Genomic DNA, 26,348 nt, shown 5'->3' with positions numbered 1-26,348 from the left:
CCTCAGCGCAGCGAGATCTCGGCGTTGTCGATGAAGCGATGACCGCCGACCGTGGCGGCGATGAGCGCGAACGCGCGCCCGCGGTGCCCGTCGTCGACGGGCAGGAACGTCTCGGGATCGACCACGCTCAGGTACTCCAGCGTGATGCGCTGCTCGCCCATCAACGCCGACTGCGCGGCGGCGATGCAGGCGTCGACCCCCAGATCGGCGTTCGATGCCGCCGCCTCGAGGGCTCGCGGAAGGGCTGCGGCGGCGCGGCGATCGGCATCGTCGAGCAGCGCGACGCGGCTCGACACGGGCAGCCCGTCGTCGGTGCGCACGGTCGGAACCGTCGCGACGTCGATGCCGAAGTCGAGGTCTCGCACCATGCGGCGCACGAGGAAGATGCGCTGCCGATCGCGCTCTCCGTAGACGGCCACGTCGGGTCGAACGAGGTGGAAGAGCTTCGCCTCGACGGTCAGCACCCCGTCGAAGTAGAAGGGGCGCACACGCCCCTCGTAGCGGAGACCCACATCGCCTGCCGAGACGCGGGTCGTCGCCGTTCCCGCCGGGAGGAACTCCGCCGCCGACGGCGCGAAGACGACGTCGACGCCCAGCTCACCGAGCACGCGCGCGTCGGACTCGGGCGACCGGGGATAGGCCGCGGTGTCGTCGGCGGAGCGGAAGCGCAGCGGGTTGACGAAGGTCGACACCACCACGACGTCCGCGCGTTCGCGCGCCTCGCGGATGAGGTCGACGTGGCCGTCGTGCAGGGCACCGAGGGTGGACACGAGGGCGACGCGCGGGCCGGTGTCCGATCGATCTGCGCCTCGGATCTCGCCGAGTCGGGTGCGCAGATCCTCGAGGGAGCGGATCATCCGTCGATCGTAGCGGTGCCGTCGAGGTCGTCACGGCGCCCGCCCTCGACGAGCGCCTGGTCGACACTCGAACGCACGAGAGCCGAGAGGTATGCGCCGGGGTTGTCGATACCGATGCGCTCGAGCAGCGCCGATGACTGCCGGACGATCGAGCGAGAGAACTCCGTGGCCGTCGCGATGGCTTCGGCGTACGTCGCCCGGTCGTCCTCGGCGACCACGAGGGGCTCGCACCCCAGCTCGACCGCGAGAGCCTGGGCGATGGGGAGGACAGGGGCCGGTGCGGTCACGGCGGCATACGACTGGGCCAATTGGCGCAGGTCGATCGACGACACCCCCGTGAAGGCCATGGCGGGGTGGATGGCGAGCGGGATGGCGCCGCTCCTCGCGGCGGGATCCAGGACGCGCGATCCGTACGCGGCGTCGGTGTGCAGCACCAGCTGGCCGGGCTGCCACGCTCCGACCTCGGCGAGGCCCGAGACGAGACCCGGGAGCTGGTCGTGCGGAACCGCGACGACCACGAGCTCGCTGCGTCGAGCGACCTCGTCGGCCGTCAGGACCGGCAGGCCCGGCAGGATCGCCTCCACGCGATCGTCGTCCGAGCCGGAGGTGATCCCGGTCAGGGCGTGGCCCGCACCGGCGAGCGCCGCCGCGACGACCGGGCCGACACGTCCCGCGCCGATCACCCCGACGCCGAGGCGCCCGTCGCGACCGGCGCTCATCCGGCCCACCGGTGCGTGCGGTCGATCGCCGCCGCATCGACGCCGGCTCGCGCGGTCCGCTCGAACAGCCCGAGGGCGTCGTCGCGGCCGAGGACGCCGATCGAGGTCTGGACGGTGCCCGCGATCACGTGGGCCACCAGGGTCGCCGTCCCCGTGGCGCGTGCCAACGGGCCCTGATGCAGGCCGATCGACTGCAAGCGGGCGAGCGGAACCACGCTCAAGGACCGCCACACCCACCCGCGGCGCAAAAGCAGGGCGTCCGAGGTCAGAAGCGCGCCATTCCGCCGCCACGACAGCGGGCGAAGCCACCGGGCGCTCTTCGGGGTCGTCACGTAGGGGTCGTTCTCCACCGGACCCAGGATGCCGTCGCGGAACACGAGTGTCCATTCGTCGCTCGACAGGTCGGGGACGAGGATCCGCAGGACGCGCTCGACATCGGCTCGTGTCCCGATCGGCAGCACCGCCGCCAACTGATCGTTACTCGTGTCGGTGGACGACCGCCCCGAAAGTCGGTTCACCGAGACGGTCCACCATCCGAACGGACGCCACATCAGGGGCTGGCGCACCTCGATCGCGTGCACGCGACCCGGCGGCACCACCTCCGACACCGTCGTGAACAAGCCGAAGGTCACGCGCACCCCGTCGGCCGTCGGGGCGATCGAGTACCGCAGTCCCTGGGCGATCGAGCGCACGTAGTACGCACCGAAGGCGAGGAACATCGGGACCACGGTGAACAGCAGCCACAGTGTCGACAGCGACGCTGCGACGACGATCCCCACGACCAGGGCGACGAGGACGAGGCTCGATCCGCTCAGGACACGGGATGCCACGAGCCGACCGATCGGGATGCGCACGATGCTCTCCGGCTCGGCGTCGGAGAAGTCCTCCCCGTCGACGATGCCCTGCAGCCCCGACCCCACGGCCTCGGCCGCCTGCCGGGCGAGCGAGGCGCGGGCGCCCGGTTCGATCCGCCCCTCGGCGAGACGCCGGCCCGAGGCGAGACGGAGGATGTCGCCGCGGATGGCCTCGGCGTCCTTCCCCGACAAGTACTCGAGTTTGACGTTGGCATCCAGTCCCGCTCCGACCACCTCGAGCTTCGCGAGCCCCAGCAGGCGGGCGATCATCGGACGAGTCAGGTTGACGCCCTGGACCCGGTCGAGGGGAGCACGACGATGAGTGCGGAACAGCACGCCCGAACGCACCTCGACGTCGTCATCGCTGATGCGCAGGGTGTGGAAACGCCACGACAGACGGAAGAGGACCAGCAGCACGATGAGGACGACCAGGGTCGCTCCCCCTGCCACGAGGATCAGGTTGTTCGCGAGGAGGAAGTCGACCGGGTCGGGCGGGAGCTCCCCCGGGGGGATCTCGGTGAAGACCGGGAAGATCCACTCGACGAGACGCTCCCGCAGATTCGCGACGATCACGCCGATGATCACGAGGAGGGTCAGTCCGCCGCGCAGGAGCGGTGTCAGGGGGTGCAGGCGATGCCACTCGCCGTCGCTGTAGGGCGAACGGACGACCGCTTGCTGCGGCCGGGGCTGCGGGTCGAGGGGCGGTCCCGCCGCGTGCGGGTCGGTCACAGCCCTGTCCGACGGGTCTCGGCGACGGCCACGAGCGTGTCGCGCAGGTGTTCGGCCGCCTCCTGCGTCAATCCGGGGATGGTCACTCCGGTGGATGCCGCGGCGGTCACGAGCTTGAGCTGGGCGATGCCGAAGCCCCGGTCGAGGGGGCCGTGCGTGATGTCCACGAGCTGCATGCGGCCGTAGGGAACCGCCACGACCCGCTGCCACAGGATGCCCCGGCGGAACACGAGGTCATCGCGACGCAACTGATACCCGAAGGACCGCGCTTGCCGCGGGGTGATGAAGAGGCCGACGGCGGTGATCAGCAGGATGATCCCGGCCGGAATCCACTGCCACTGCACGCCCGTGATGATCTGGGCGATCACGGCGGCCGCGAGCACGAGCACGAAGACCGCCCCCTGCGAGATCAGCTGCACGCGGACGTACGCGCGGGCGAGCTGATGCCAGGTGCCGTCGCCGAGGGGGAGCCGGCGGGACGAGCGCGGTTCGAGGATGCGGTCGTAGGTGGTGTCGTCGAGCACCGTCCGGTCGGCGTCGTCGACGCTGCGGGCCTCAGATTCCGACGGGTCCTGCGGGGGTGTTCCCTGGGGCGTCGTCATCGTCGTCCTTCCGGAGGGTGCAGAGCTGCTCGGCCACGAGTCCCGCGACGACGAGGATGACCGCGCAGACCACCGTCGCGATGATCGATCCCATCGAGCCTACCGAGGGCACCACCGGCCGGCTCAACAGGAAGGCGAGCAGTCCGCCCGCGAATCCCGCCGCAGCGGCCCCGAGGATCGACGACGCTCTCGCCAGCATCGCGATGCGCACAGCACGGAACGGATCGATCCGTCGCGGGCTCCGCCCGCGCGTCGCCCGGTGGATCGGGATGGCGAGTGCCACCACCACGACCCCCAGCAGAGCGAGGATCGTCGGCAGACTCGCCGCGGGGGCGAAGGTCGGTCGGCCCATCGCGGTGAGGACGGTGTCCAGGAGGAACCCGATCACCAGGCCCGCGACGACGGCGATCGTCAGGATGCCCGCGCCCGTGCGCCTCACGAGAGTCCTCCCCGCAGCGCGACGAGCAGGTCGGCCACACGGCCCACCTCGGGGATCACGGCATCCGGATCCACGTCGAGCCACGGCGCCAGGACGAACTCCCGCTCGTGCGCGCGGGGGTGCGGGACGACGAGGTCGTCGCGATCGATGCGCTCGTCGCCGTACGCGATCAGGTCGAGATCGAGGGTGCGGTCACCCCACCGTTCCCGGCGCACGCGCCCGTGTCGAGCTTCGATGCGGTGGAGCGAGGCGAGCAGCTCCCCCGGCGCCAGGCGCGTCTCGAGAACAGCGACGGCGTTCAGATAGCGCGGCGCTTCCTCGTCCTCACCCTGAAGCGTCACGGCCACCGTCTCGATCGGAGCGGACACCCGGACCCCGCTGGTGAGCGGGAGCCGCCGCAGTTCGTCGACCGCGGCGGCGAGGGTCTCGAAACGCTCGCCGAGGTTGGCTCCCAGGGCCACGACCGCGTGGACGGGCGTGGGGCGCGGAGCAGCGTCCATCCCGTGCGCCAGCCGCACGTTCATGGGCGCGACCTCGAGATGGTCACGGCGACATCGCCGAAGGGAACGGGGATGGGAGCCTGCGGCTTGTGCACGGTGATCGTCACCGCGTCCACGCGGCGGTCGGCGAGCACGGCGTCGGCCAGTCGCTGCGCGAGGGTCTCGAGCAGGTCGACCGCCTCGCCTTCGACGATCCGCACGAGGCGCTCGGCGAGTTCGCCGTAGTGCACGGTGTCGACCACGTCGTCGGTCTCGGCCGCGCGCCGCAGTGAGAGCGAGAGGGTCGCGTCGACCACGAATTCCTGCCCGTCGCGCTTCTCGTCGGGGTAGACCCCGTGGTGACCCACGGCACGCACCCCCGTCAGAGTGATCGTGTCGGCATCCATCAGGTCTCCCAAGCGCGGGCGACGGCGAGTGCGTCGCGGGTGGACGGTACGTCGTGCACGCGCACGGCCCACGCGCCTGCGCGGGCGGACAGGGCGCTCGTGACGGCCGTCGCCAGGTCGCGGCGAGCCAGATCGGCGTCTTCGCCGATCGCCTCCGCGAGGAACCTCTTGCGGCTCGTGCCCACGAGCACCCGCAGTCCGAGTGCCGAGATCTCGGGGAGCGCGCTCAACGTCTGCCAGTTCTGCGCTCCGCGCTTGCCGAACCCGATGCCCGGGTCGACGACGAGGCGCGACCGATCGATGCCCGCGGAGAGGGCGGACTCGACCCTTTCAGCAAGCTCGGCGGACACCTCGCGCCCCACGTCGACGTAGTCGGCGCGGGCGTACATCTCCGTCGACGGACCGCGCCAGTGCCCGAGGGCGATGTCGGCATCGGTCTCGGCGACGGCGGCGAGCATGTCGGGGTCGGCCAGCCCACCGGAGACGTCGTTCACGAGCCGTGCGCCCACGCGGACGGCGGCGACCGCCGTGGCGGCGTTCATGGTGTCGATGCTCACGAAGGAGCCTTCGGATGCCAGGGCCTCGACGACCGGCAGCACGCGCTGCTGCTCGACGCGGGGCGCTACACGCTGGGCCCCGGGCCGGGTGGACTCGCCGCCGACGTCGAGGATCTCCGCCCCCTGGGCGCGGAGGTGGCGAGCGTGGGCCAGTGCGACGTCCGGATCGAGGTACCGGCCGCCGTCGCTGAACGAATCGGGGGTGACGTTGACGATCCCCATGATGAGGGTCACGCGCGCGCTCCGATCAGGGCCACGAGCTCGGCACGAGCGACCGGGTCGCCGTAGACGCCGCGGGCGGCGATCGTCACGGTCGAGGCGTCGGGCTGTCGGCCCCCGCGCATGGTCACGCATTCGTGCACGGCGTCGAGGACGACGAGAACGCCCCGCGCGTCCAGGGCCGAGGCGATGGTGTCGGCCACCTGTTCGCCGAGACGCTCCTGCACCTGCGGGCGGGCGGCGAGGATGTCGATCACCCGCGGCAGGGCGCCGAGTCCGACGACCTCCTCACCCGGGAGGTACGCCACGTGCGCCCGGCCGCGGAAGGGCAGCAGGTGATGCTCGCACATCGACCGGAACGCGATGTCGCGCAGCATCACGGCACCCGAGGGGAGGGTGTCCGGCGCCGGGCCACGCGACACCGAGATGGTGTGCTGCAGCGGGGCGCCGGCATCCTGATTCACTCCGCCGAAGAACTCGGCCCAGGAGTCTGCCACGCGCGTCGGGGTCTGGCGGAGCCCGGGGCGATCGGGGTCTTCCCCGATCGCCTCCAGGAGCTCGCGCACCAGGACGGCGACGCGTTCACGATCGACGGCCACGGCGCCTCAGGCGGTGGCCGGGCGCGTCTGTCCGCTCGGACGGGGCTGCGCCTTGGCCGCGGCCTGCGACTCCGCTTCGGTGGACGCCGCGATGCCGGCGGGCTGCTGACGACGCGGGACCTCGACGGGCGGCTGGGTCGACACGGGGCGGTCTCCCGACGACAGCCACTGCGGGCGCGGCGTCAGACGCTTGACGTCGGTGAAGATCTCGGCCAGCTCGTTGTGGTCGAGGGTCTCTTTCTCGAGCAGCGCCAGCGCGAGGCGGTCGAGCACCTCGCGGTTGTCGTTGATGACCTGGTAGGCCTCGTTGTGCGCCTGCTCGATGAGCGCGCGCACCTGCGCGTCGACGCGCTCGGCGATGCGCTCCGAGAAGTCACGGCCGTGGCCCATGTCGCGGCCCATGAAGACCTCGCCCGACGATCCGCCAAGCTTGACCGGACCGACCTCGTTGGTCATGCCGTACTCGGTGACCATCTTGCGGGCGATGCTCGTGGCCTTCTCGATGTCGTTCGAGGCGCCGGTGGTGGGGTCGTGGAAGACGATCTCTTCGGCGACGCGTCCGCCCATCGCATAGGTCAGCTGGTCCTGCAGCTCGTTGCGGGTGACGGAGTACTTGTCGTCGAGCGGCAGCACCATCGTGTAGCCCAGCGCCTTGCCGCGCGGGAGGATCGTGACCTTGGTGACGGGGTCGGTGTGGTTCATCGCCGCGGCAGCCAGCGCGTGGCCGCCCTCGTGGTACGCGGTGATGAGCTTCTCTTTGTCCTTCATCACGCGGGTGCGGCGCTGGGGGCCAGCGATCACGCGGTCGATGGCCTCGTCGAGGGCGCGGTTGTCGATGAGCTGGGCGTTTGAGCGCGCGGTCAGCAGAGCGGCCTCGTTGAGCACGTTCGCCAGGTCGGCACCGGTGAAGCCGGGCGTCTTGCGCGCGACGACCTCGAGGTCGACCGAGTCCGACAGCGGCTTGCCGCGCCCGTGCACCTCGAGGATGCGCTGGCGCCCCTTGAGGTCGGGGGCGTCGACGCCGATCTGACGGTCGAAGCGGCCCGGGCGCAGCAGAGCGGGGTCGAGGATGTCGGGACGGTTGGTCGCCGCGATGACGATCACGTTGACCTTGGGGTCGAAGCCGTCCATCTCGACGAGCATCTGGTTCAGCGTCTGCTCGCGCTCGTCGTGACCGCCGCCCATGCCGGCGCCGCGGTGGCGTCCGACGGCGTCGATCTCGTCGATGAAGATGATGGCCGGGGAGCTCTCTTTGGCCTGGTTGAACAGGTCGCGCACGCGGCTCGCACCGACACCCACGAACATCTCGACGAAGTCCGAGCCCGAGATCGAGTAGAACGGCACCCCGGCCTCGCCGGCGACAGCGCGGGCGAGCAGGGTCTTACCTGTTCCCGGAGGGCCGTACAGCAGCACGCCCTTCGGGATGCGGGCGCCGACCTCTTCGAACTTCTTCGGGTCCTTGAGGAATTCCTTGATCTCGTCGAGCTCCTCGATGGCCTCGTCGGAGCCCGCGACGTCCTGGAACGTGACGGTGGGAGTCTCTTTGGTCACGAGCTTGGCGCGCGACTTGCCGAACTGCATGACCTTGCTGCCGCCGCCCTGGGCGCTCGAGAGCAGCCACCAGAAGAGCAGACCGAGCAGCACGAGCGGGAGCAGGAGTCCGAGAAGACCGTCGAACCAGCTGGGCTTGGGCACGACATCGTTGAAGCCGTCGGAGGGGTTCGCGGAGTCGATCGCGCTGGCCACCTCGTTCGCACGGGCCTGGCTGAAGTAGAACTGCACGTCGTTGGCGCCCTCGAAGGGCTGCGACAGCTTCAGGTCCACGCGCTGATCGGGGTCGTTGGTGACCACCTGCGTCACGGTGCCGCCCTTGAGCAGGTCGAGACCCTCTTTGGTGGAGACCTGACGGGCACCGCTCAGGTTCGTGATGAGGGAGAAACCGATGACGAGAAGCAGACCGACCAGCAGAACGTAGATGATCGGATTTCGCGTGATCTTCTTGAAATTCATGGTGGGCGAGCCCAGCCCTTTCGTGATCCTCCGCAGAAATGCGGTCGCATCAGGCTAACGCCCACGGACTATGCCGGGCCTGTGCGTTCGTCATGGGCGTACAAGGCTCCGGATGCCACCGGCCCGTCCGCCGTGGAGACGGTGTGTCGTCAGGAGTAGACGTGGGGTGCGAGCACCGCGACGTCGCGCAGGTTGCGGTAGCGCTCTGCGTAGTCGAGGCCGTATCCGATGACGAAGTCGTTGGGGATGTCGAAGCCCACGTAGCGGCAGTCGACCTCGACCTTCATCGCGTCGGGCTTGCGCAACAACGCCAGCACCTCGACCGACTCGGCTCCGCGCGAGGCGAAGTTCTCGAGCAGCCAGCTGAGGGTCAGGCCGGAGTCGATGATGTCCTCGACGATCAGCACGTGCTTTCCGGTGATGTCGGTGTCGAGGTCTTTGCGGATCTGCACGACGCCGCTCGAGCGGGTCGACGCGCCGTAGGACGACACGGCCATCCAGTCCATCGACACGTGCATCGGCAGGTGCCGGGCGAAATCGGCCATGACCATGACCGCGCCCTTCAGCACGCCCACGAGGACGACGTCGCGTCCCTCGTAGTCGGCGGCCACCCGCGTCGCCAGTTCGGCGAGCTTCTCGTGGATCTGCTCCTCGGTGAGGAGGACTTCGCTGATGTCGTCGGAGATGTCGGCCGCGCGCATTGGGAAAGTCTACGTCGGCGGATCAGGATGCCGTGCGCGCGACGACCTCGATCCGGGCACCGACGCGTCGAGCGAGGCACCCGGGCAGGTCGATGGGCCCCTGCCCCGTCCAGTCGGTCGCCAGACGGGCGACCTCGAGGGTCTGGGTGCGCGAGAGCGAGACGCCGAACTCGCTGTCGACGACGTAGCGGATGATCCGGTTGCGCAGAGCGGCGGGGTTCGCGGCGAGGGCGGCGACCGAGATCGAGATCCCCGCGTCAGCGTGCTCGACGATGTCTTCGATCGTCTCGTCGATCATGTCCTGGAAGGCGTCGGCGTCTTCGCGCAGTTGCTCGGCGGTGCGCGCGAGCGCCTCGGCGACGCCCGGTCCGAGCTCGGCCTCGAGCACCGGCAGCACGCGATCGCGTACCCGCACGCGCGCGAACCCCGGGTCGGCGTTGTGGGGGTCGGTCCAGGGGTCGAGCCCCGCGGCCGCGCACGCCGCGACCGTGGTGCGCCGGCGAACCGTCAGCAGGGGGCGCACCCACACCGGGCCCGTGGCATCCCTCCGCTGCGCGGGCATGCCCGCCAGGCTGAGCGCGCCGGAGCCGCGCGCGAGCCCGAGGAGGACGGTCTCGGCCTGGTCGTCGAGGGTGTGTCCGAGCAGGACGATCTCGGCGCCGAGGTCGGCCGCCGCTTCGGCCAAGCCGGCGTATCGAGCCGCACGCGCCGCGGCCTCGGGCCCGTCGACCGAGCCCACCTCGACCCGCACGACCCGCGCCTCGAGACCGAGACCACGCGCCGCGTTCGCGGCGGCCGCGGCGATGACATCCGATCCCTCCTGCAGGCCATGGTCGATCACGATCGCCACGGCACGGATGCCGGCACGCGACGCTTCGAAGGCGGTCGCCGCCGCAAGGGCCAGCGAATCCGGGCCGCCCGACAGGGCGATGACGACGGGACCACCGTCCTGGGGGAGCACGGCGCGGACGGCGCGGCGCACCTCGGCGACGGAGGGGTCGAGGCCGGGGCGATGATCCATGCCCCCACGCTATCGCCGGGGCGCGACGCCGCCGCCTGCGCGCCCCCGGACACGACGCAGGAGTTTCCCGCGGCGACGCCTCGCCGCTGCGCCTCGTCACCGCCCGCCGACCGCGAACTCCTGCGGCGTGGTTCCGCGTGGGCGTCACGCGCCCGCCGGACTAGGCTGGGCCGCGGAAATCCACAGATCTAAGGAGCACGAGTATGGGCGCTTTCGACGCCGTCATCGAGATCCCCCGCGGAAGCCGCGTGAAGTACGAAGTCGACCACGGCACCGGCCGTGTCTACCTCGACCGCATCCTCTACACGGTGTTCGGCTACCCCGCCAACTACGGCTTCTTCGAGAACACCCTCGGCGAAGACGGCGACCCGCTCGACGTGCTCGTGCTGCTCGACCGCGACCTGCACCCCGGCATCCTCGCCAAGGTACGCCCGGTCGGCGTGCTCAAGATGAGCGACGAGGCCGGCGGCGACGACAAGGTCGTGGCCGTGCTCGCGAAGGACCCGCGTTGGGACCACATCCAGGACGTCGGCGACATCGACGAGTGGACCAAGAAGGAGATCTCGCACTTCTTCGAGCACTACAAGGACCTCGAGCCCAATAAGTGGGTCAAGGTCGACGAGTGGGCGGATGCCGCTGAGGCCGAGCGTCTCGTGGCCGAGGCCTTCACGCGTTTCGACGAGCACGACGCGCAGACCAAGACGCAGGGATCCGGCGAGGCGCCGAACACCCTCTGATCTTCTGCAGACGAGAAAACCCCCGGTCGATCGACCGGGGGTTTTCTCGTGGGCTCGGTCAGACCGAGACGCCGCGGGCGCGCAACCAGGGCGCGGGGTCGGTGGTGCCGCCGCCGGGAGGGTAGACCTCGAAGTGCAGGTGGCAGCCGAAGGAGTTGCCGGTCTGACCGGTCGCGGCGATCTGCTGACCGGCCGAGACGCGCTGACCGTAGGAGACGTAGATACCGCCGTTGACGATGTGGCCGTAGCCCGTTCCCGAGCCGTCGTCGTGCTGGATGCGGATGTAGTTTCCGAAGCCGCCGTTGACACCGGCGTAGGTCACTCGACCCGAGGCCGCGGCGTAGATGGGCGACCAGCAGCTGGCGCCGAAGTCCAGTCCGAGGTGCCACGTGCTGGCGCAGTAGCTGGAGTTGCACTGGCCGGAGCGGGGGCCGTAGCCCGACGACGTGTAGGCCGACGAGGGACGAGCCCAGCCGGAGCCGCCGACGCTTCCGCCACCGCCACCGCCGCCTCCGCCACCGCCACCGCCGCCTCCGCCACCGCCGCCACCACCGCTGTTCTGGTTGTCGCGGGCTTCCTGCTCACGGCGGGCACGCTCGGCCGCATCACGGGCTGCGGCCTCTTCGCGGGCCTTGCGCTCGCGCTCTTCGCGTGCCTTGCGCTCGGCTTCGACGCCGGCCTGGTAATCAGCCACGGTCTTGGCGGTCGTGTCCTGGAGGGCGGCGAGCTGCGCCTCGAGCACAGCCTGGTTGGCCTGCTGTGCGGCGAGGGCCTCCTGGGCCGCCTGGGCCGCCTGCTGAGCAGCCGCCATCTTCTCTTCGGCGATCTTCTGCAGACGGTCGCGCTCGGCCCGGGCGTCGTTGGCCTGGTTGCTGAGGTTCTTCGCGTTGTCGCGCGCCGAGACGGCCGCGGCGTACACCGACTTGTTCCGCTCGAGCAGCTTGTCCATGGTGCCGAGCTTGGCGAGCAGGTCGTCCGCGGATGCGGCCGAGCCCGAGAAGAAGAGGTCGAGCGAGGTGTCGTCGCCGCCGGAGCGGTACAGCTGCGCCGCGACCTTCCCGGCCTTGCTGGCGGCATCCGTCGCCTTCGCCGCTTCGGCATCGGCCTGCTGCTGAATCAGCTGGGCCCGGTAGTCGGCATCCTGGAAGGCCTGCTGTGCGGCGTAGTACTCGTCGGAGCGGGCCTGGACCTCTGCCTGCGTGCGGGCGACCTCGGACTGCAAGCCCTGGATCAGCCCCTGGATGCGCGAGATCTCGCCGGCCTTGGCTGCTTCGTTGGCCTTGGCGGCCTGCACGTCGTCCCACGAGGGGTAGTCGGCCGCGACGGCGGGAGAGGAGAAGCCGGACGTCGCCGCGCCGAAGGCGCCCAGAGCGACAGCACCGAGGGCGCCGTACTTCAGCGCACTGCGCCGGTCGAAGGTGGGCCACAAACGCCGCTGCTCGCTCGCCGTGGGGGCGCAGCCGCAGTCGTCAGTCTTATCAGGGGGCACGAGCGTCACGGGACTACCTCATCTCACCGGGTCGCAACTCGGCTAACAGTAGCAACACGAGTCACACGCACAACAGGGCGAGTTCCCGCTGCCGCGGCCCATCCTGCGCCCTCGACACGCGCGGGAGCCGCACGCCACGCCCCGAATTGGCAATCTCCGAAGATGTGAAGTAGGCTCGGTCGTCGGCAAGCGAGGATGAAATCGCAAGGTTTCAGGCTCATCCGGCCCCATCGTTTAGCGGCCTAGGACGCCGCCCTTTCACGGCGGTAGCACGGGTTCGAATCCCGTTGGGGTCACTTTCCGGTGAAGTACAATTGAAAATGCATGGCCCTGTAGCGCAGTTGGTTAGCGTGCCGCCCTGTCACGGCGGAGGTCGCGGGTTCAAGTCCCGTCAGGGTCGCTCCACAGCGACGGGCCTTCTTTCGAGGAGGCCTTTCGTCTAGGAAGCGGCAGACATGCCGCTCGGCTCTGTAGCTCAGTTGGTAGAGCGCACGACTGAAAATCGTGAGGTCACGGGATCGACGCCCGTCGGAGCCACACGGATGATCATTACAGTCATCCCAGAAACCCTCGCCTAGCTTCTACATGGCGGGGGTTTTGCTTTTCCCGGATGCCGCTCTGCGTCGGCATCCCTCCCTCGCTTCCGCCTCGCGAGCCGGCGTCTCACGCCGCACCGAGAACAGGACACGCGTCAAGAACAGGCCGTTCTCCGCGATGACGCCCTGCTCTCGTGGCATCCCCTGTTCTCGTGACGGCCCCGCTCGCCGCAACCGGCCCCGGCGCCGCACCCGCGGCGTGCCGCGCGACACACGCCCGCATAGCGTCCCCACAGCCACGAGTGGTTCCGGACACCGTCAGACAGCGCTACTATTTGTTGACTTTTAGCAAACACCTGGCGCTCGACTGAGCTTTCCCGAGCCGTCCGCCAGGCCTTCTCACGAAGAGGCCCCGATGTCAGACATCACCACTCGAACCAGGCGTGCCCAGACTCCGCCCCCCGCCACGGGCGGCACGAACACCGTCATGACCCACCGCATGATCATGTTCGTGATCTTCGGCCTCATGGCCGGCATGTTCCTCTCCGCCCTCGATCAGACCGTGGTCGGCACCTCGATCCGTACGATCGGCGACGACCTGCAGGGCCTGAGCCTTCAGGCCTGGGTCACGACGGCCTACCTGATCGTGTCGACCATCTCGACGCCGATCTACGGCAAGCTCTCCGACATCTTCGGTCGGCGCCCGCTGTTCCTCATCGCCATCCTCATCTTCATCATCGGATCGGTGCTCGCCAGCTTCTCGACCTCGATGGTCGAGCTCGCCGCCTTCCGCGCCATCCAGGGCCTCGGCGCCGGTGGCCTCATGTCGATGCCGCTGGCGATCATGGGCGACATCCTCGCCCCGCGCGAACGCGCGAAGTACCAGGGCTACTTCCTCGCCGTCTTCGGCATCTCCAGCGTCATCGGCCCGCTCGTGGGCGGTCTATTCGCTGGAGCCAGCCAGATCTTCTTCATCACCGGATGGCGCTGGGTCTTCCTCATCAACGTGCCGATCGGCATCGTCGCGCTCGCGATCGTCTGGCGCTTCCTCCACATCCCCAAGCAGCCGCGGCACTCTGTGCGCATCGACTGGTGGGGCGCCACGACGGTCATCGTCGCGCTCGTCCCGCTGCTCCTCGTGGCCGAGCAGGGCCGCGAGTGGGGCTGGGGCTCGCCGATCGCGATCGCCTGCTACGTCATCGGCGCGCTCGGCATCCTGGCCTTCGTCATCGCCGAGACCGCGATGAAGGACGACGCGCTCATCCCGCTGAAGCTCTTCCGCTCGCCGACGTTCTCGATGGCGACCATCATCGGCGTGCTCGTCGGCTTCGGCATGTTCGGAGCGATGCTGACCCTGCCGCTGTACCTGCAGCTCGTGCTCGGCTCCTCCCCGACGCAGAGCGGGTTCGAGATGCTGCCGATGATCCTCGGCTTGATGATCGCGTCGATCGCGAGCGGACAGATCATCGCGCGCACCGGTCGCTACCGCATGTTCCCGATCCTGGGCACGGCGCTGATGTCGGTCGGCTTCTTCCTGCTGACGTTCCTGAAGTACGACAGCCCCTACTGGCATGTCGCGATCGCGATGCTCGTCATCGGCCTCGGCCTCGGCCAGCTGATGCAGACGCTGACCATCGCCAGCCAGAACTCGGTGGGCCTGCGCGACATGGGCGTGGCCACGAGCGGATCGACGTTCTTCCGCCAGATCGGTGGAACGCTCGGCACCGCGGTGCTGCTGTCGCTGCTGTTCACGCTCATGCCGACGAACATCATCGGTTCCTTCGCCGACCGCGCGACGCTCACCGATGCTCTCGACGCGGCCCTCGACCCCACCGTGGCCTCGGCCCCCGCGAACGAGAAGATCATGTCGGGCATCTACACCCCGATCGTGTCGAAGATCGTCGAGGGGACCACGACGCAGCTGCAGGCCGGGGTGAAGCAGGCTCAGGATGCCGCGACCCAAGCCGTCGCGGAGCAGGTCGCGGCAGGTCGCATCCCGGCGTCGGCGCAGGCCGCCGCCACGCAGACGGCCGTCGCCCAGGCCATCACCGCGGCCACGACGCAGATCCAGCAGCAGGTTCCGGTCGCGCGCGTCTCGTCGGACGGCACGGTCAGCCTGGACTTCTCGGATGCCGCCCAGCGCGCGGCCTTCGTGGACACCGCGGCCACGACGATCGAGGACCAGTTCACCGCGGGGGATGAGAACACCTCGATCGGCGGTTCGACGCTCGACGACACCTCGTTCCTCGTGGGAGCCGACGCGCGACTGACCAAACCGTTCCTCGTCGGCTTCAACTCCTCGGCGACGACGGTGTACTGGACCGCGATGGGCGTCGTGCTGCTGGCCTTCGTGCTGTCGCTGTTCTTCCGCACCCCGCCGCTGCGGTCGAAGTCGGCCCTGCAGGAGGCCGCCGACGAGCGCCGCGGCAAGGACAAGGAGGACGAGCGCGCCGAAGAGGCCGCCGCCCAGACCGGCGCGTTGATCGCTCCCTGAGCGGCGATCACTCCGAAGAGGAAGGGCGGGGTCGTCGTGAGACGCCCCCGCCCTTCTCGCATCCGCCACGGGACGAGATGACCTCACACGGTCTCGCGGGCCCGCAGGTCCTTGCGCAGGATCTTCCCCGAGGTCGACTTGGGGATGACGTCGATGAACTCGACGCGGCGCACCTTCTTGTGCGGGGCCACCTCGCCGGCGACGAAGGCCATCACGTCGTCGGCGCTCAGACCGGCCTCGGGGGCGGCCACCACGAACGCCTTCGGGATCTCCTCGCCGTCGTCACCGCGGACGCCGATGACGGCGGCATCCTGGATCTTCGGGTGCGACAGCAGCAGGGCCTCGAGCTCCGCCGGGGCGATCTGGTAACCGTGATATTTGATGAGCTCCTTGAGCCGGTCGACGATCGTGAAGTACCCGTCGACGTGGTGGACGCCGATGTCTCCGGTGTGCAGGAAGCCGTCGGCATCCAGTGTCTCGGCGGTCGCATCCGGACGGTTGAGGTAACCGAGCATGACGTTGGGGCCGCGCACCCAGATCTCTCCGGGTGCCGTGAGGCCGTCGTCGCCGTGCTCCTCGAGGTCGGCTCCGGTCTCGGGGTCGACGAGCCGCCCCTCGCAGTTCGGGATGAGCACGCCGACCGAGCTGACCGGCATGTCGGTGCCCGCCGGGATGGCATGCGAAACCGGGCTCAACTCGCTCATGCCATAGCCCTGATAGAAACGCGCGCCGATGCGCCGCCCGGCGGTCTCGGCGGTCTCGCCGTCGAGAGGCGCCGCCCCCGAGAAGACGCTGTGCACGCTTGAGAGGTCGAACTGGTCGACGGCGGGGTGTTTGGCCAGGGCGACGGCGATCGGCGGGGCGATGAAGAGGAACGTGCACCGGTGATCCTGCACGGTGCGCAGGAACTCCATCAGGTCGAACCTCGGCATGGTGACGAGCGTCGCGCGCTGGCGGAGCGCGAGGTTCAGCAGCACCGTCATCCCGTAGATGTGGAAGAAGGGCAGCACGGCGAGCACCCGATCGTCGCGGGCGATCTCGATGACGGCCCGGCACTGGTGCACGTTCGCGACGAGGTTGCGGTGCGAGAGCATGACGCCCTTGGGGACCCCGGTGGTACCGGACGAGTACGGCAGCACCGCGATGTGGGTCGCGGGGTCGAAGCTCACCTCGGGCGGGGTGCGCCCCTCGCTCAGCAGCGAGCGCAGATCGGGGTGCCCCTCCGCACCGTCGAGCACGATGACGCGCTCGTCCGGGATGCCGACGGCGCGCGCGGCCTGATGCGCCTGCGGCAGCAACGGCGACACGGTCACGAGCCACGTGGCCGCGGCATCCCTCAGCTGTTTCTCGATCTCGTTCGCCGTGTACAAGGAGTTGATCGTGGTGATGATCGACCCCGCACGCAGGATGCCGTGGAACACCGTCGCGAACGCGGGGACATTCGGGCACAGCATCGCGACGACGGTCTCGGTGCCGGCACCGCGGGCGGCCAGGGCGCCGGCGAACGCGTCGACCTGCGCGCGGAGGGCGCGGTAGGTCGTCTCGGCGCCCCCGGCGGGATCGATCAGCGCGACGCGATCGAGGTCGGGCTCCTCGAGCGATGCGAAGAGGTAGTCGTAGATGCTCTGGTCGGGGATCTCGATGCTCGGGTACGGGCTCTGGAACACGGTTCTCTCCCTCGAAAACTGCCGCGGCGACGGTGCCGTGCGCTCATCCTGGCATCCGTGGGACGCGGTGTCATCCCGGACGGGACCGGCTCTCGGCGCCCGCTCAGGTGAACGCGAGCAGCACGCCCCCGACGGCCCCGACGATCACGACCGCCCACGCCGGAACGCGGAACGCGGTGAGGAGCACGAATCCCACCACCGCGAGCAGGAACGATCCCGCACCGGTGACGGCGGTCGTGAAGACGGGAGCGTAGAGAGCGGCACCGAGGATGCCGACCACGGCGGCGTTGGCCCCGCGCATCGCGGCGCGCACGCGGGGCTGCGCTCGCACCGCATCCCAGAACGGCAGGACGCCGGTGAGCACGAGAAAGCCCGGCACGAAGACCGCGGCGAGCGCGATGGCCGCACCCGCGATCCCCCCGGGACCGACGGAGGACACCGCACCGAGATATGCGGAGAACGTGAAGAGCGGGCCGGGCACCGCCTGGGCGGCGCCGTACCCCGAGAGGAACGCCTCGGGCGAGACCCACCCGGTCTCAACCACCCCCGCCTGCAGCAGGGGCAGCACCACGTGGCCGCCGCCGAACACCAGGGCACCCGAACGGAAGAACGCGTCGATCAGGGCGGCCACCCCCGACCCGGTCGCCGCCGCGAGCACGGGAAGGCCCACCAGCCCGCCCACGAAGAGGACAAGACAGGTCGCGGCGACGACGCGGGGGACGCCGAACGACGGCAGCGCCGGCGCAGAGGGCTCGGCGACACCGCGCAGGAGCGCGAGCCCACCGAGCACCCCGACGGCGAGAGCTCCCAGCTGCCCCGGAGCACCCGGAAGGAGTAGCGCCAGGGCGAGGCCGACGACGGCGATACCCGCCCGCGGGGCGTCGGGCGCGAGCGTGCGTGTCATCCCCCACACAGCCTGGGCGACGATCGCCACCGCCACGACCTGCAGACCCGAGATCACGCCGGCGGCGACGGGGCCACCCAGAACGGCGGCTCCCCCGGCGAACGCGACGAGAAGGACGGCGGAGGGAACAGTGAAAGCGAGGAAGGCGGCGAGCGCGCCGAACACTCCGGCCCGCTGGAGCCCCATCGCGAAGCCCACCTGGCTCGAGGCCGGACCGGGGAGGAACTGGCAGAGCGCCACGAGATCGGCGTACGCCCGGTCGTCCATCCATTTCCGGCGCACGACGAGGTCGTCGCGGAAGTAGCCGAGGTGCGCGACGGGCCCACCGAACGAGGTGAGACCGAGACGAAGGAAGGCGAGGAACACCTCGCGGACGGAACCGGACCGCTGCACCGCCCCATCCTGGCGCAGCGGGGGAAACGACGGGTGAATCGTCACACCAGACGAGGACGCAGCAGCGCGTCCACCAGCGCCAGGGTGACGCCGGTCACGCGCTGATCATCGGCGATGTCGGCCCCCGCCACCGCGTCGCGGAAACGTTCGACCTCGCCGACCATCGGGTTGGCCGGAGCGTCCACCTCGATGACCTCGGCCGGCCCCGAGCGCGGAGTCAGTACCAACCGGCGGGGAGCGTCGATCGCGTCGATCGAGAGCGACGCGTCCTCCCCCTGGATCTCACTGGGCAGGGCGCTATCGGTGATCTTCGACCAGGCGACGTCGGCGACGAACCCGTCGTATGCGGCGATCGCGCTCCCGAGCCCGTCCGTCCCCGAGGCGATCCCGACGCGCACGCCGTCGATCGAGCGGGGCGCGCCGAAGAGCCGCACGAGCGCGTGGAGCGGGTACACCCCCAGGTCGCGCAGGGCGCTCCCACCCAGCGCCGGATCGAAGATGTTCGTCTGCTCGCCCGCGAGCACGTGGTCGTACCGCGCCGAGCGCTTCTCGTATCGCAGCGAGACGCGGCGCACCACGCCTAACCGCGGCAGCAGCCCGCGGACCGCGTCGAGTCCCGGGTCGTACCCCGAGCGCATCGCCTCGAACAGGACGACGCCGCGCTCGCGAGCGTGCGACACCGCGGCATCCCATTCCTCCGCCGACAGCACCGCGGGCTTCTCGACGAGCACCGGGATGCCGGCATCCACCGCCTCGCGCACCTGCTCCGCGTGCACCGCGTTGGGGCTGGCGAGATAGACGGCGTCGACGTCGGGAGCCGCGAGGAGGTCCGCGAGGCCAACCGCGGTGCGTGGCGCCCCGATCGCGTCGGCGAAGGCCCGGGCGCGCTCCGCGTCTCGAGACGCCACCCGCGAGACCTCGACGCCCGCGACGACGGCGACCGCGTCCGCGAAGCGTTCGGAGATGGAACTGGTCCCGACGATGCCGATGCGAATCATGCCCTCATCCTCCCGCGAACGCCGCGCCGCACGGTCCCCTCGTTCACGGGTGTGGCTTTTCACGTCGATAGGATCGCGCCGAATCACCCGTCCGAAGCCCGAGGCACCATGAACACCACCCGAGCCGAGCATCGTCGCCGCGCCGCCCGCCGTACCCGTCGGCGCCGCACGATCAGCGCCGTCATCGCCGTCGCCCTGATCGGCGCGGGCGTCGTCGCGATCGCCCTGACCCGCACCCCCGAGGCTCCCCTCGTCGCCGACGACACCTCCGTGAGCGCCGCACCCACAGAGACACCGACCCCGACGGCGACGCCCCTGACGCCCGCGCAAGCGCTGCTCGCCGGCTCGACCGACCCGCACGCCTGCGCCGTCTCGTTCGCGGGGGACGGCATCGCCCTCGACCCGCAGCTGCAGACGCAGGGCGTTCGCTACCAGAACCTGCCCATCCCGCGCGCCGACGGCCGCGTCTTCGCCGGGTGGTACGACGACGCGACCGCGGCCTCGGCGATGACGCAGACCGCGCGCCTGAACGGCGCCGACCTCGTCGCCTGCACCGACCGGCAGCGGACGCTCCACGCCGGGTGGACGACCCCCGAGGCGAACGCAGCCGAGGCCGCCGGCATCCCCATCCTCATGTACCACCAGTTCACGCGGAACCCGAACGGCGAAGACAACTGGCTGCGGCTGAACTACACCTACGTCGGCGACTTCGACGCGCAGATGGCCCACATCCAGCAGTCCGCCTTCTACCTGCCCACCTGGGACGAGCTGAGCGCGTTCATCGACGGCAAGCTCTTCCTGCCGAAGCACTCCGTGGTCATCACCGACGACGACGCCGACAGCACCTGGCTCGAGATGGCCGCCCCGATCGTCGGCGACCGGAAGCTCCTGACCACCTCGTTCGTCATCACCTCGGCACGTACGGAAGGCACACCCAACCCCTTCGTCCTGCAACGGTCGCACACCCACGACATGCACCGCGCCGGAGCGAACGGCAAGGGGCGCATGGTCAACGAGGACGCCGACACGATCGCCGCCGATCTGGAACGGTCGGCGCAGATCCTCGGAGCGAAAGAGGTCGTCGCCTACCCCTTCGGGCACTACAACGACACGACGAAGGAGGGACTGCGTCGCGCCGGCTTCGAGCTGGGCCGCACGATCGAACACGGATACGTGCGCATCGGAACCGATAAACTCGCCCTGCCCGTCATCCGCGTGAATTACGGAATGACGGTCGACGATCTCAAGAAGGAGATCGGCTGACCCTCCCCATGCCGGAGAGAATCGGCGGGAACACCCGCTCACGAGCAGTCGCTCATGGCCCACCGAGGTGGGCATCCGTGATCTCTCAGGTAAGTACGCCAGACTTTCAGATCGGGCACGCGCCGACCGCTCTGCGCTGTTCACTTCTGTCTTACCGAGAAAACGCGAGCTTCTATGGACCTTTCCGTCATCGTTCCGACCTTCAACGAAGGTCCGAACGTCGCCGAGCTCGTCCGACGGACGACACACGCGCTGCTCGGTCGTACGGTCGAAGTGATCTTCGTCGACGACTCCACCGACGACACCCCTGACATCATCCGGGCCGTCGCCGCGGCATCCGAGATCCCCGTCCGCCTCATCCACCGCGACAACCCGGTGGGCGGTCTCGGCGGCGCCGTGGTCGAGGGCATCCGCGCGGCGGAGTCCGACCGGTGCGTCGTCATGGACGGCGATCTGCAGCACCCGCCCGAGGTCATCGCCGACATGCTCGCGCGCGCCGAGGTCGGCGACGCCGACGTCGTCGTCGCCTCGCGTTACGTCGCCGGCGGCACCTCCGACGGTCTCGCCAACGCGGTGCGCACCACCGTGTCGCGCGCGTCGACGCTGCTGACCAAGGCGATGTTCCCCAAGAAGCTCAACAACTGCACCGACCCGATGACGGGCTTCTTCCTCGTCGACCGCCGCACGCTCGAGATCGAGACCCTGCAGCCGCGCGGCTTCAAGATCCTGCTCGAGATCCTCGCCCGCAAGCAGATGCGCGTGGCCGAGGTGCCGTTCTCGTTCGCCCCCCGCTTCGCCGGCGAGTCCAAGGCGACCTTCAGCCAGGGCATGCGCTTCCTCACCCAGCTGACCATGCTCCGCTTCGGACGCATGTCGGCGTTCGCCCTCGTCGGCGGGCTGGGAGCCGTGGCCAACCTCGCGATCATGTGGGCCCTGCAGGCCTTCGGCGTTCAGTACCTCGTCGCCGCGGTCATCGCCAGCATCGTCACGATCGTCGCGAACTTCATCGCGCTCGAGTACCTCGTGTTCGCCGACATGCGCGCCGAGTCCGGCCTCATGCGGCATCGCTTCATCAAGTCGTTCACGTTCAACGGCGTCGAGGCCATCGTGCGCATCCCGGTGATCTGGGTTCTCGTGAGCCAGGCCCACATGCCCAGCGTCATCGCCGCGGCCCTCACGCTCATCGCCGCCTTCGTGGTGCGCTTCGTCTTCCACGCCCTCGTGGTCTACGCGCCCAAGAAGAGCCGTGTCGGCAAGGCCGTCCGTGCGATCGAGCCCCTCGAGGACGAAGTCACCGCCTGACCTCCGGCGCTCACCGCCGCGCTGCGGCGTACGCTGGAGGCATGTCCTCCGACGCAACCATCCGTATGTTCGGCGCCGACTGGTGCCGCGATTGCATCCGTACCAAGAAGCAGCTCGACGAGCTCGGCATCGACTACGAGTACATCGACCTCGTGGCCGACCCCGCCGCGGCCGACGTCGCCAAAGAGATCTCCGGGCGCACCAGCATCCCTGTGGTCGTCTACCCCGACTCCAGCCACCACGTCGAGCCGTCGAACGCCGACGTCGAGAGCAAGCTCCGCGAGCTGTCGCTGATCTGATCGCCACGGCGTGATCCTCTCCGCCGCGTGGCCCGTGCGGCGCGCGCTCACCGCTGAAACGGGAAGCGCGCTGCCCGCGCTCGTCGATCACCACGTGCACCTGCACCTGATCGATCCCGCGGCCCTCGGGCGGCGAGGGATCGCCGCCGTGGTCGACCTCGGCGGCGATCCCTTCGCCCTGGCGCGGCGGCCGTCCGGCCTGCCTCGGACCGCGTTCGCCGGGGCTTTCCTCACCGTTCCCGGCGGGTACCCCGACGGTCGCTCGTGGGCTCCGCCGTCGATCGTCCGATTCGTCACCGATCCTTCGCGGCATCCGGGAGTCGAGGGCGGAGCCCGCACCGCGGTGGATGAGCAGGCGGATGCCGGAGCGTCACTCATCAAGGTCGCGCTCCACGCCGACGCCGGTCCGGTGCTGTCCGACGCCGCCCTCGCCGCCGTGGTCGCCTCAGCGTCCGAGCGGGGCCTCCCCGTCGTCGCCCACGCCCAAGGTCCCGGTCAGGTCGACCGGGCGATCGATGCGGGCGTCGCCGCCCTCGCTCACGCCCCCTTCGACGCCCCCGTCTCTCGACGCCAGGTGGCGCGCGCCGTCGCCGCGGGCCAAGCGTGGATCTCGACGCTCGACATCCACCGCGGGGCCGATCGCGAGCGCGCGATTTCGAATCTCCGCGCGTTCGCCGCGCGCGGCGGCCGCGTGCTCTACGGCACGGACCTCGGCAACGGCTCGTTGCCCGTGGGCGTCAATCGGCGCGAGCTGCTCGCCCTGACCGAGGCGGGCGTGCGCGGCGACGCTCTCGTGACCGCCCTCACCGCCCCCTGGCCCCGCGCCCGGCCCCTCGACGCCGTCTCGACCTTCGTCGCCGGCGCCGCCCCCACCGACGACGACGAGGTCGCGAGCTGGCTCAGCCGGGCGACCGTCGTTCCGACCGAGGAGCTCGCCCGTGTCGACTGACCCCTCCCCCGACTTCGGCTCCGTGGACCGGCTCGAGGTCCCGGCCCACTCCTTCGCCGCCGAGGCGCGGCGCCTCGACGAGGCCGATCCGCTCGCGCACCACCGCGACGCCTTCGTCGGCAGCGAGACGTCGCTGATCTACTTCGACGGCAATTCGCTCGGGCGCCCTCCCCGCGCCACCGCCGATCGGCTCGCACGCTTCGTCACCGACGAGTGGGGCGGGCGCCTCATCCGCGGGTGGGACGAAGCGTGGATGGAACTGCCCTTCGTGATCGGAGACCGGATCGGCGCCCTGGCGCTGGGCGCGGCATCCGGTCAGACGGTCATCGGCGACTCGACCACGGTCCTGCTCTACAAGATGCTGCGCGCCGCCCTCGACGCCCAGACGGCACGAGATCCCGAACGCGTCGAGATCGTCGTCGGGCGCGACGACTTCCCCACCGACCGTTACCTCGTCGAGGGGATCGCGGCAGAACGGGGAGCGCGCGTGGTCTGGGTCGAGGTCGACACCGCACGCGGAGTGGATGCCGACTCCCTCCGCGCCGCGGTGGGACCGCGCACCGCGGTGGTGCTGTTGAGCCACGTCTCGTACCGGTCGGGCTTCCTCGCCGACGGACCCGAGCTGACCGCGATCGCGCACCGGGCCGGAGCGCTCGTGCTGTGGGACCTCTGTCACTCGGCCGGGTCCGTGCCGGTCGAGCTCGACGCGTGGAACGCCGACCTCGCGGTCGGCTGCACCTACAAGTACCTCAACGGCGGGCCGGGCTCCCCCGCGTTCGCGTACGTCGCGTCTCGTCATCACGCGACCCTGACCCAGCCGGTCCAGGGATGGATGGGGGCCGCCGACGTCTTCTCGATGGGGCCGCAGTACCGCCCCGCCGAGGGCATGCGCCGCTTCCTCTCCGGCACACCCCCGGTGCTGGCCATGGTCGCCATGCAGGACACCCTCGACCTTCTCGACGTTGCCGGCATCGAGGCGGTGCGGGCGAAATCGATCGCTCTCACCGAATTCGCGGTGCGGGTGGCCGACGGCATCCTGAGTCCGCTCGGCGTGCGGCTCGCCTCTCCGCGCGACCCGGCGGAACGCGGCGGACACGTGACGCTCTCGCACCCCGCGATGAGGGCGGTGACGGCCCGCCTGTGGAGCGACGACGTCATCCCCGACTACCGCGACCCGCACGGGCTGCGCATCGGACTCTCGCCCCTGTCGACGAGCTTCGCCGAGACCCTGGCGGGAGTGCAGGCCGTGGCCGCCGCCGTGCGCGCGGAGAGCTGAGGGCCCGGCGGCATCAAGGACCCCACTCGTCTCGTCGGCCCGGTGCCGCTCCGCCGAGCGAAGCCCGAGGGATAGCCTCGAAGGGTGATCGATCCCCTCCTCCTCGTCCTCGCCGGAGTGGTGGTCGTCGCCCTCGCCACGGTGATCGGGCCGCGCTTCAACGTCGCCGGCCCGCTCGTCCTTCTGGCGGTGGGCGCGGGGGTGAGCCTGCTCCCCTTCGTCGAACCGTTCTCGGTGAACCCCGAGGTCATCCTCGTGGGGGTTCTGCCCCCGCTGCTCTATTCGGCGGCCGTGCAGCTTCCGGCCATCGAGTTCCGTCGCGACTTCGCCCCCATCGCGGGGCTCTCCGTGCTTCTCGTCGTCTTCAGCTCGCTCGTCCTCGGTCTGTTCTTCTGGGCCGTCATCCCCGGCCTCGGCCTCGCTCTCGCCATCGCCCTGGGCGCGATCCTCAGCCCCACGGATGCCGTGGCCACCTCGATCGCCAAACGCCTGGGGATCTCGCCGCGCGTGGTGACGATGCTCGAGGGCGAGAGCCTGCTCAACGACGCCACCGCTCTCGTGCTCCTGCGCACGGCCGTGGCGGCCGTGGCTTCGGGATTCGCGTTCGGCGACGCCCTCGCCGACTTCGCGTGGGCCGTCGCGATCGCCCTCGTGTTCGGCGCGGTCGTCGGCTGGGCCAACCTGCGCGTGCGCGAGCGCGTCTCGAACTCCGCCGCGAACACCGCGCTGAGTTTCACCATCCCCTTCCTCGCCTACCTCCCGACCGAGCACCTCGGCGGATCCGGTCTGGTCGCCGCGGTGGTCGCGGGCATCGTCACCGGCCAGGGCGCGGCGCGGCGCTTCACCCCGGAGCAGCGCATCAGCGACCGGCTCAACTGGCGCACGGTCGAGCTGATCCTCGAGGGCGGGGTCTTCCTCGTCTTCGGCCTCGAGCTGAAGGACATCGTCGTGGCCAACCTCAGGGAGCACGAGGGGCTCTGGCACGGAACGTGGCTCGCCCTCTCCGCGCTCGGGATCGTGCTGCTCGTGCGCGCGCTGTACGTGACCGGGCTGATCGCGGTGCAGGCTCGGCGCAGCCGACGGCACGTTCGCCACCAGGACCGGATCGAGGGCGCCCAGCAGCGTCTCGACCGCTTCGAAGAGGCGTACCGGGAAGCACCCGAGCAGTTCGGCGAGGGGCGTGCCGACCCCGCCCGCACCGAGCGCCGCATCGGGTGGATGCGCGCGAGGATCTCGCGCACGATGGCCGATCTCGACTACTACCGCGACTCGCCCTTGACCGCGCGTCACGGGACCGTGATCGTCTGGGCGGGGATGCGCGGGGTCGTGACCCTCGCGGCGGCTCAGACGCTCCCGGTGCTCACGCCGCAACGACCGCTTCTGATCTTCGTCGCCTTCCTCGTCGCGCTGTTCAGCCTGGTCCTGCAGGGGCTGACGCTGTCGCCGGTCGTGCGGGGCGTGGGCCTGAGCGGCGACGGCGGCGAAGGACCTACGCGCGACGAGCAGCGAGCCCTGAGTTCGGAGCTTCGGGATGCCGCGATCACGGCCGTTCAGTCGGGCTCGCTCGCGCGGCGTGACGGCGAGCCCTTCCCCGCCGACCTGGTCGAGCGCGCCGGCGCCCGGCTCGTGCAGCCGCCGGACGACGACGATGAAGCGAACGCACGGGTGCGAGACCTGCTGGAGCTGCGTCTGGCCTCGATCGAAGCGATGCGCAAGCGCCTGGGCGAGCTGAGCCGCGACGGGCGTTTCAGCACGGCGGCGCTGCGCCACGCCCTCGCCGAGCTGGACGCCGACCAGCTGAGTCTCGAGCTGCGCATCGACGACGGCGCGGACGACTGACGCGGAATA

Annotated in this window: 24 protein-coding genes and 3 tRNA genes; 11 read left to right on the top strand and 16 right to left on the bottom strand. The window is 70.1% G+C overall.

The genetic code is table 11. From position 1 onward, the window contains the following. Positions 1–2: 2 nt before the first annotated feature. The 12 genes from panC to tilS form a co-directional block, all read right to left on the bottom strand. Positions 3–857 carry a pantoate--beta-alanine ligase gene (gene panC, locus OVA26_RS04265; RefSeq protein WP_268103142.1) on the bottom strand — a complete coding sequence of 285 codons (855 nt, stop codon included), beginning with the start codon at positions 855–857 and terminating at the stop codon, positions 3–5. After that, entirely contained in the window at positions 854–1,576 is a 723-nt protein-coding gene (locus tag OVA26_RS04260; protein ID WP_056225974.1) for a DUF2520 domain-containing protein, read from the bottom strand. The genes panC and OVA26_RS04260 overlap by 4 nt, the downstream gene beginning before the upstream one ends. Next, on the bottom strand, positions 1,573–3,159 hold the full coding sequence (locus OVA26_RS04255; RefSeq protein ID WP_268103141.1) for a PH domain-containing protein: 1,587 nt from the start codon (positions 3,157–3,159) through the stop codon (positions 1,573–1,575). Before OVA26_RS04255 ends, OVA26_RS04260 begins: the two co-directional genes overlap by 4 nt. Further along, positions 3,156–3,761 carry a PH domain-containing protein gene (locus OVA26_RS04250; protein ID WP_268103140.1) on the bottom strand — a complete coding sequence of 202 codons (606 nt, stop codon included), beginning with the start codon at positions 3,759–3,761 and terminating at the stop codon, positions 3,156–3,158. Before OVA26_RS04250 ends, OVA26_RS04255 begins: the two co-directional genes overlap by 4 nt. Then, positions 3,715–4,200: a DUF3180 domain-containing protein gene (locus tag OVA26_RS04245; protein ID WP_268103139.1), complete on the bottom strand. Its 486-nt coding sequence runs from the start codon at positions 4,198–4,200 to the stop codon at positions 3,715–3,717. Before OVA26_RS04245 ends, OVA26_RS04250 begins: the two co-directional genes overlap by 47 nt. Next, on the bottom strand, positions 4,197–4,724 hold the full coding sequence (gene folK, locus OVA26_RS04240) for a 2-amino-4-hydroxy-6-hydroxymethyldihydropteridine diphosphokinase (protein ID WP_268103137.1): 528 nt from the start codon (positions 4,722–4,724) through the stop codon (positions 4,197–4,199). Before folK ends, OVA26_RS04245 begins: the two co-directional genes overlap by 4 nt. Continuing rightward, the gene (gene folB / locus OVA26_RS04235) at positions 4,721–5,086 is read right to left on the bottom strand and encodes a dihydroneopterin aldolase (RefSeq protein WP_268103136.1); all 366 of its coding nucleotides are present in this window, start codon (positions 5,084–5,086) and stop codon (positions 4,721–4,723) included. The genes folK and folB overlap by 4 nt, the downstream gene beginning before the upstream one ends. Continuing rightward, on the bottom strand, positions 5,086–5,877 hold the full coding sequence (gene folP / locus OVA26_RS04230; RefSeq protein WP_268103135.1) for a dihydropteroate synthase: 792 nt from the start codon (positions 5,875–5,877) through the stop codon (positions 5,086–5,088). The genes folB and folP overlap by 1 nt, the downstream gene beginning before the upstream one ends. Then, positions 5,874–6,461, bottom strand: a complete 588-nt coding sequence (gene folE / locus OVA26_RS04225; RefSeq protein WP_056225954.1) for a GTP cyclohydrolase I — start codon at positions 6,459–6,461, stop codon at positions 5,874–5,876. Before folE ends, folP begins: the two co-directional genes overlap by 4 nt. Before the next feature lie 6 nt (positions 6,462–6,467). Then, positions 6,468–8,471, bottom strand: coding sequence for an ATP-dependent zinc metalloprotease FtsH (gene ftsH, locus OVA26_RS04220; RefSeq protein ID WP_268103134.1), 2,004 nt, complete (start codon positions 8,469–8,471; stop codon positions 6,468–6,470). Between the two features lie 149 nt (positions 8,472–8,620). Further along, positions 8,621–9,172, bottom strand: coding sequence for a hypoxanthine phosphoribosyltransferase (gene hpt / locus OVA26_RS04215; RefSeq protein WP_056225947.1), 552 nt, complete (start codon positions 9,170–9,172; stop codon positions 8,621–8,623). Between the two features lie 22 nt (positions 9,173–9,194). After that, entirely contained in the window at positions 9,195–10,193 is a 999-nt protein-coding gene (tilS, locus tag OVA26_RS04210) for a tRNA lysidine(34) synthetase TilS (protein ID WP_268103133.1), read from the bottom strand. A gap of 203 nt (positions 10,194–10,396) precedes the next feature. On the opposite strand from tilS, the gene OVA26_RS04205 reads away from it, so the two are divergent. Then, positions 10,397–10,930, top strand: a complete 534-nt coding sequence (locus OVA26_RS04205; protein ID WP_056225941.1) for an inorganic diphosphatase — start codon at positions 10,397–10,399, stop codon at positions 10,928–10,930. Positions 10,931–10,988: 58 nt separating this feature from the next. On the opposite strand, the gene OVA26_RS04200 is transcribed toward OVA26_RS04205, so the two are convergent. Further along, positions 10,989–12,428 (bottom strand): M23 family metallopeptidase, encoded by a 1,440-nt coding sequence (locus OVA26_RS04200; RefSeq protein ID WP_268103131.1) that lies wholly within the window; start codon positions 12,426–12,428, stop codon positions 10,989–10,991. A 214-nt stretch (positions 12,429–12,642) separates the two neighbouring features. Between OVA26_RS04200 and OVA26_RS04195 the strand changes: the two genes are divergently transcribed. From OVA26_RS04195 to OVA26_RS04180, 4 genes are all read left to right on the top strand, one after another. After that, a tRNA-Glu gene (locus OVA26_RS04195) sits at positions 12,643–12,715 on the top strand. Between the two features lie 30 nt (positions 12,716–12,745). Beyond that, positions 12,746–12,819 (top strand) — tRNA-Asp (locus OVA26_RS04190). A gap of 64 nt (positions 12,820–12,883) precedes the next feature. After that, positions 12,884–12,956, top strand: a tRNA-Phe gene (locus OVA26_RS04185). Between the two features lie 486 nt (positions 12,957–13,442). After that, positions 13,443–15,449: an MDR family MFS transporter gene (locus OVA26_RS04180; RefSeq protein WP_268103129.1), complete on the top strand. Its 2,007-nt coding sequence runs from the start codon at positions 13,443–13,445 to the stop codon at positions 15,447–15,449. A gap of 83 nt (positions 15,450–15,532) precedes the next feature. On the opposite strand, the gene OVA26_RS04175 is transcribed toward OVA26_RS04180, so the two are convergent. The 3 genes from OVA26_RS04175 to OVA26_RS04165 form a co-directional block, all read right to left on the bottom strand. Beyond that, the gene (locus OVA26_RS04175) at positions 15,533–17,116 is read right to left on the bottom strand and encodes an AMP-binding protein (RefSeq protein WP_268103127.1); all 1,584 of its coding nucleotides are present in this window, start codon (positions 17,114–17,116) and stop codon (positions 15,533–15,535) included. A gap of 103 nt (positions 17,117–17,219) precedes the next feature. Then, entirely contained in the window at positions 17,220–18,413 is a 1,194-nt protein-coding gene (gene chrA, locus OVA26_RS04170; protein WP_268103126.1) for a chromate efflux transporter, read from the bottom strand. A gap of 41 nt (positions 18,414–18,454) precedes the next feature. Then, the gene (locus OVA26_RS04165) at positions 18,455–19,411 is read right to left on the bottom strand and encodes a Gfo/Idh/MocA family protein (RefSeq protein ID WP_268103125.1); all 957 of its coding nucleotides are present in this window, start codon (positions 19,409–19,411) and stop codon (positions 18,455–18,457) included. Between the two features lie 108 nt (positions 19,412–19,519). On the opposite strand from OVA26_RS04165, the gene OVA26_RS04160 reads away from it, so the two are divergent. The 6 genes from OVA26_RS04160 to OVA26_RS04135 all read left to right on the top strand — a co-directional run bounded on the left by OVA26_RS04160 (position 19,520) and on the right by OVA26_RS04135 (position 26,339). Beyond that, positions 19,520–20,674, top strand: coding sequence for a polysaccharide deacetylase family protein (locus tag OVA26_RS04160; protein WP_268103123.1), 1,155 nt, complete (start codon positions 19,520–19,522; stop codon positions 20,672–20,674). A 174-nt stretch (positions 20,675–20,848) separates the two neighbouring features. Further along, on the top strand, positions 20,849–21,976 hold the full coding sequence (locus OVA26_RS04155) for a glycosyltransferase (RefSeq protein ID WP_056225925.1): 1,128 nt from the start codon (positions 20,849–20,851) through the stop codon (positions 21,974–21,976). Between the two features lie 41 nt (positions 21,977–22,017). Continuing rightward, positions 22,018–22,275, top strand: a complete 258-nt coding sequence (locus tag OVA26_RS04150; protein ID WP_056225922.1) for a glutaredoxin family protein — start codon at positions 22,018–22,020, stop codon at positions 22,273–22,275. Positions 22,276–22,285: 10 nt separating this feature from the next. Then, complete coding sequence (locus OVA26_RS04145; RefSeq protein WP_268103121.1) at positions 22,286–23,224, top strand: hypothetical protein; 939 nt, start codon at positions 22,286–22,288, stop codon at positions 23,222–23,224. Positions 23,225–23,246: 22 nt separating this feature from the next. Continuing rightward, entirely contained in the window at positions 23,247–24,500 is a 1,254-nt protein-coding gene (locus tag OVA26_RS04140; RefSeq protein ID WP_268104861.1) for a kynureninase, read from the top strand. 84 nt (positions 24,501–24,584) lie between these two features. Further along, the gene (locus OVA26_RS04135) at positions 24,585–26,339 is read left to right on the top strand and encodes a cation:proton antiporter (protein WP_268103120.1); all 1,755 of its coding nucleotides are present in this window, start codon (positions 24,585–24,587) and stop codon (positions 26,337–26,339) included. Positions 26,340–26,348: the final 9 nt, after the last annotated feature.

The organism is Microbacterium sp. SL62 (assembly GCF_026672635.1).
In the GTDB taxonomy this organism is placed as follows: domain Bacteria; phylum Actinomycetota; class Actinomycetes; order Actinomycetales; family Microbacteriaceae; genus Microbacterium; species Microbacterium testaceum_A.
Note: the sequence above shows the minus strand (reverse complement) of the source record. Positions and strands in the feature narration are given on the sequence as shown.

Excerpts from the sequence above, each read along its gene's own strand:
- panC (WP_268103142.1), bottom strand. The coding sequence starts at position 857 with ATGATCCGCTCCCTCGAGGATCTGCGCACCCGACTCGGCGAGATCCGA.
- OVA26_RS04260 (WP_056225974.1), bottom strand. The coding sequence starts at position 1,576 with ATGAGCGCCGGTCGCGACGGGCGCCTCGGCGTCGGGGTGATCGGCGCG.
- OVA26_RS04250 (WP_268103140.1), bottom strand. The coding sequence starts at position 3,761 with ATGACGACGCCCCAGGGAACACCCCCGCAGGACCCGTCGGAATCTGAG.
- folK (WP_268103137.1), bottom strand. The coding sequence starts at position 4,724 with ATGAACGTGCGGCTGGCGCACGGGATGGACGCTGCTCCGCGCCCCACG.
- folB (WP_268103136.1), bottom strand. The coding sequence starts at position 5,086 with ATGGATGCCGACACGATCACTCTGACGGGGGTGCGTGCCGTGGGTCAC.
- ftsH (WP_268103134.1), bottom strand. The coding sequence starts at position 8,471 with ATGAATTTCAAGAAGATCACGCGAAATCCGATCATCTACGTTCTGCTG.
- hpt (WP_056225947.1), bottom strand. The coding sequence starts at position 9,172 with ATGCGCGCGGCCGACATCTCCGACGACATCAGCGAAGTCCTCCTCACC.
- tilS (WP_268103133.1), bottom strand. The coding sequence starts at position 10,193 with ATGGATCATCGCCCCGGCCTCGACCCCTCCGTCGCCGAGGTGCGCCGC.
- OVA26_RS04205 (WP_056225941.1), top strand. The coding sequence starts at position 10,397 with ATGGGCGCTTTCGACGCCGTCATCGAGATCCCCCGCGGAAGCCGCGTG.
- OVA26_RS04180 (WP_268103129.1), top strand. The coding sequence starts at position 13,443 with ATGACCCACCGCATGATCATGTTCGTGATCTTCGGCCTCATGGCCGGC.
- OVA26_RS04165 (WP_268103125.1), bottom strand. The coding sequence starts at position 19,411 with ATGATTCGCATCGGCATCGTCGGGACCAGTTCCATCTCCGAACGCTTC.
- OVA26_RS04160 (WP_268103123.1), top strand. The coding sequence starts at position 19,520 with ATGAACACCACCCGAGCCGAGCATCGTCGCCGCGCCGCCCGCCGTACC.
- OVA26_RS04155 (WP_056225925.1), top strand. The coding sequence starts at position 20,849 with ATGGACCTTTCCGTCATCGTTCCGACCTTCAACGAAGGTCCGAACGTC.
- OVA26_RS04150 (WP_056225922.1), top strand. The coding sequence starts at position 22,018 with ATGTCCTCCGACGCAACCATCCGTATGTTCGGCGCCGACTGGTGCCGC.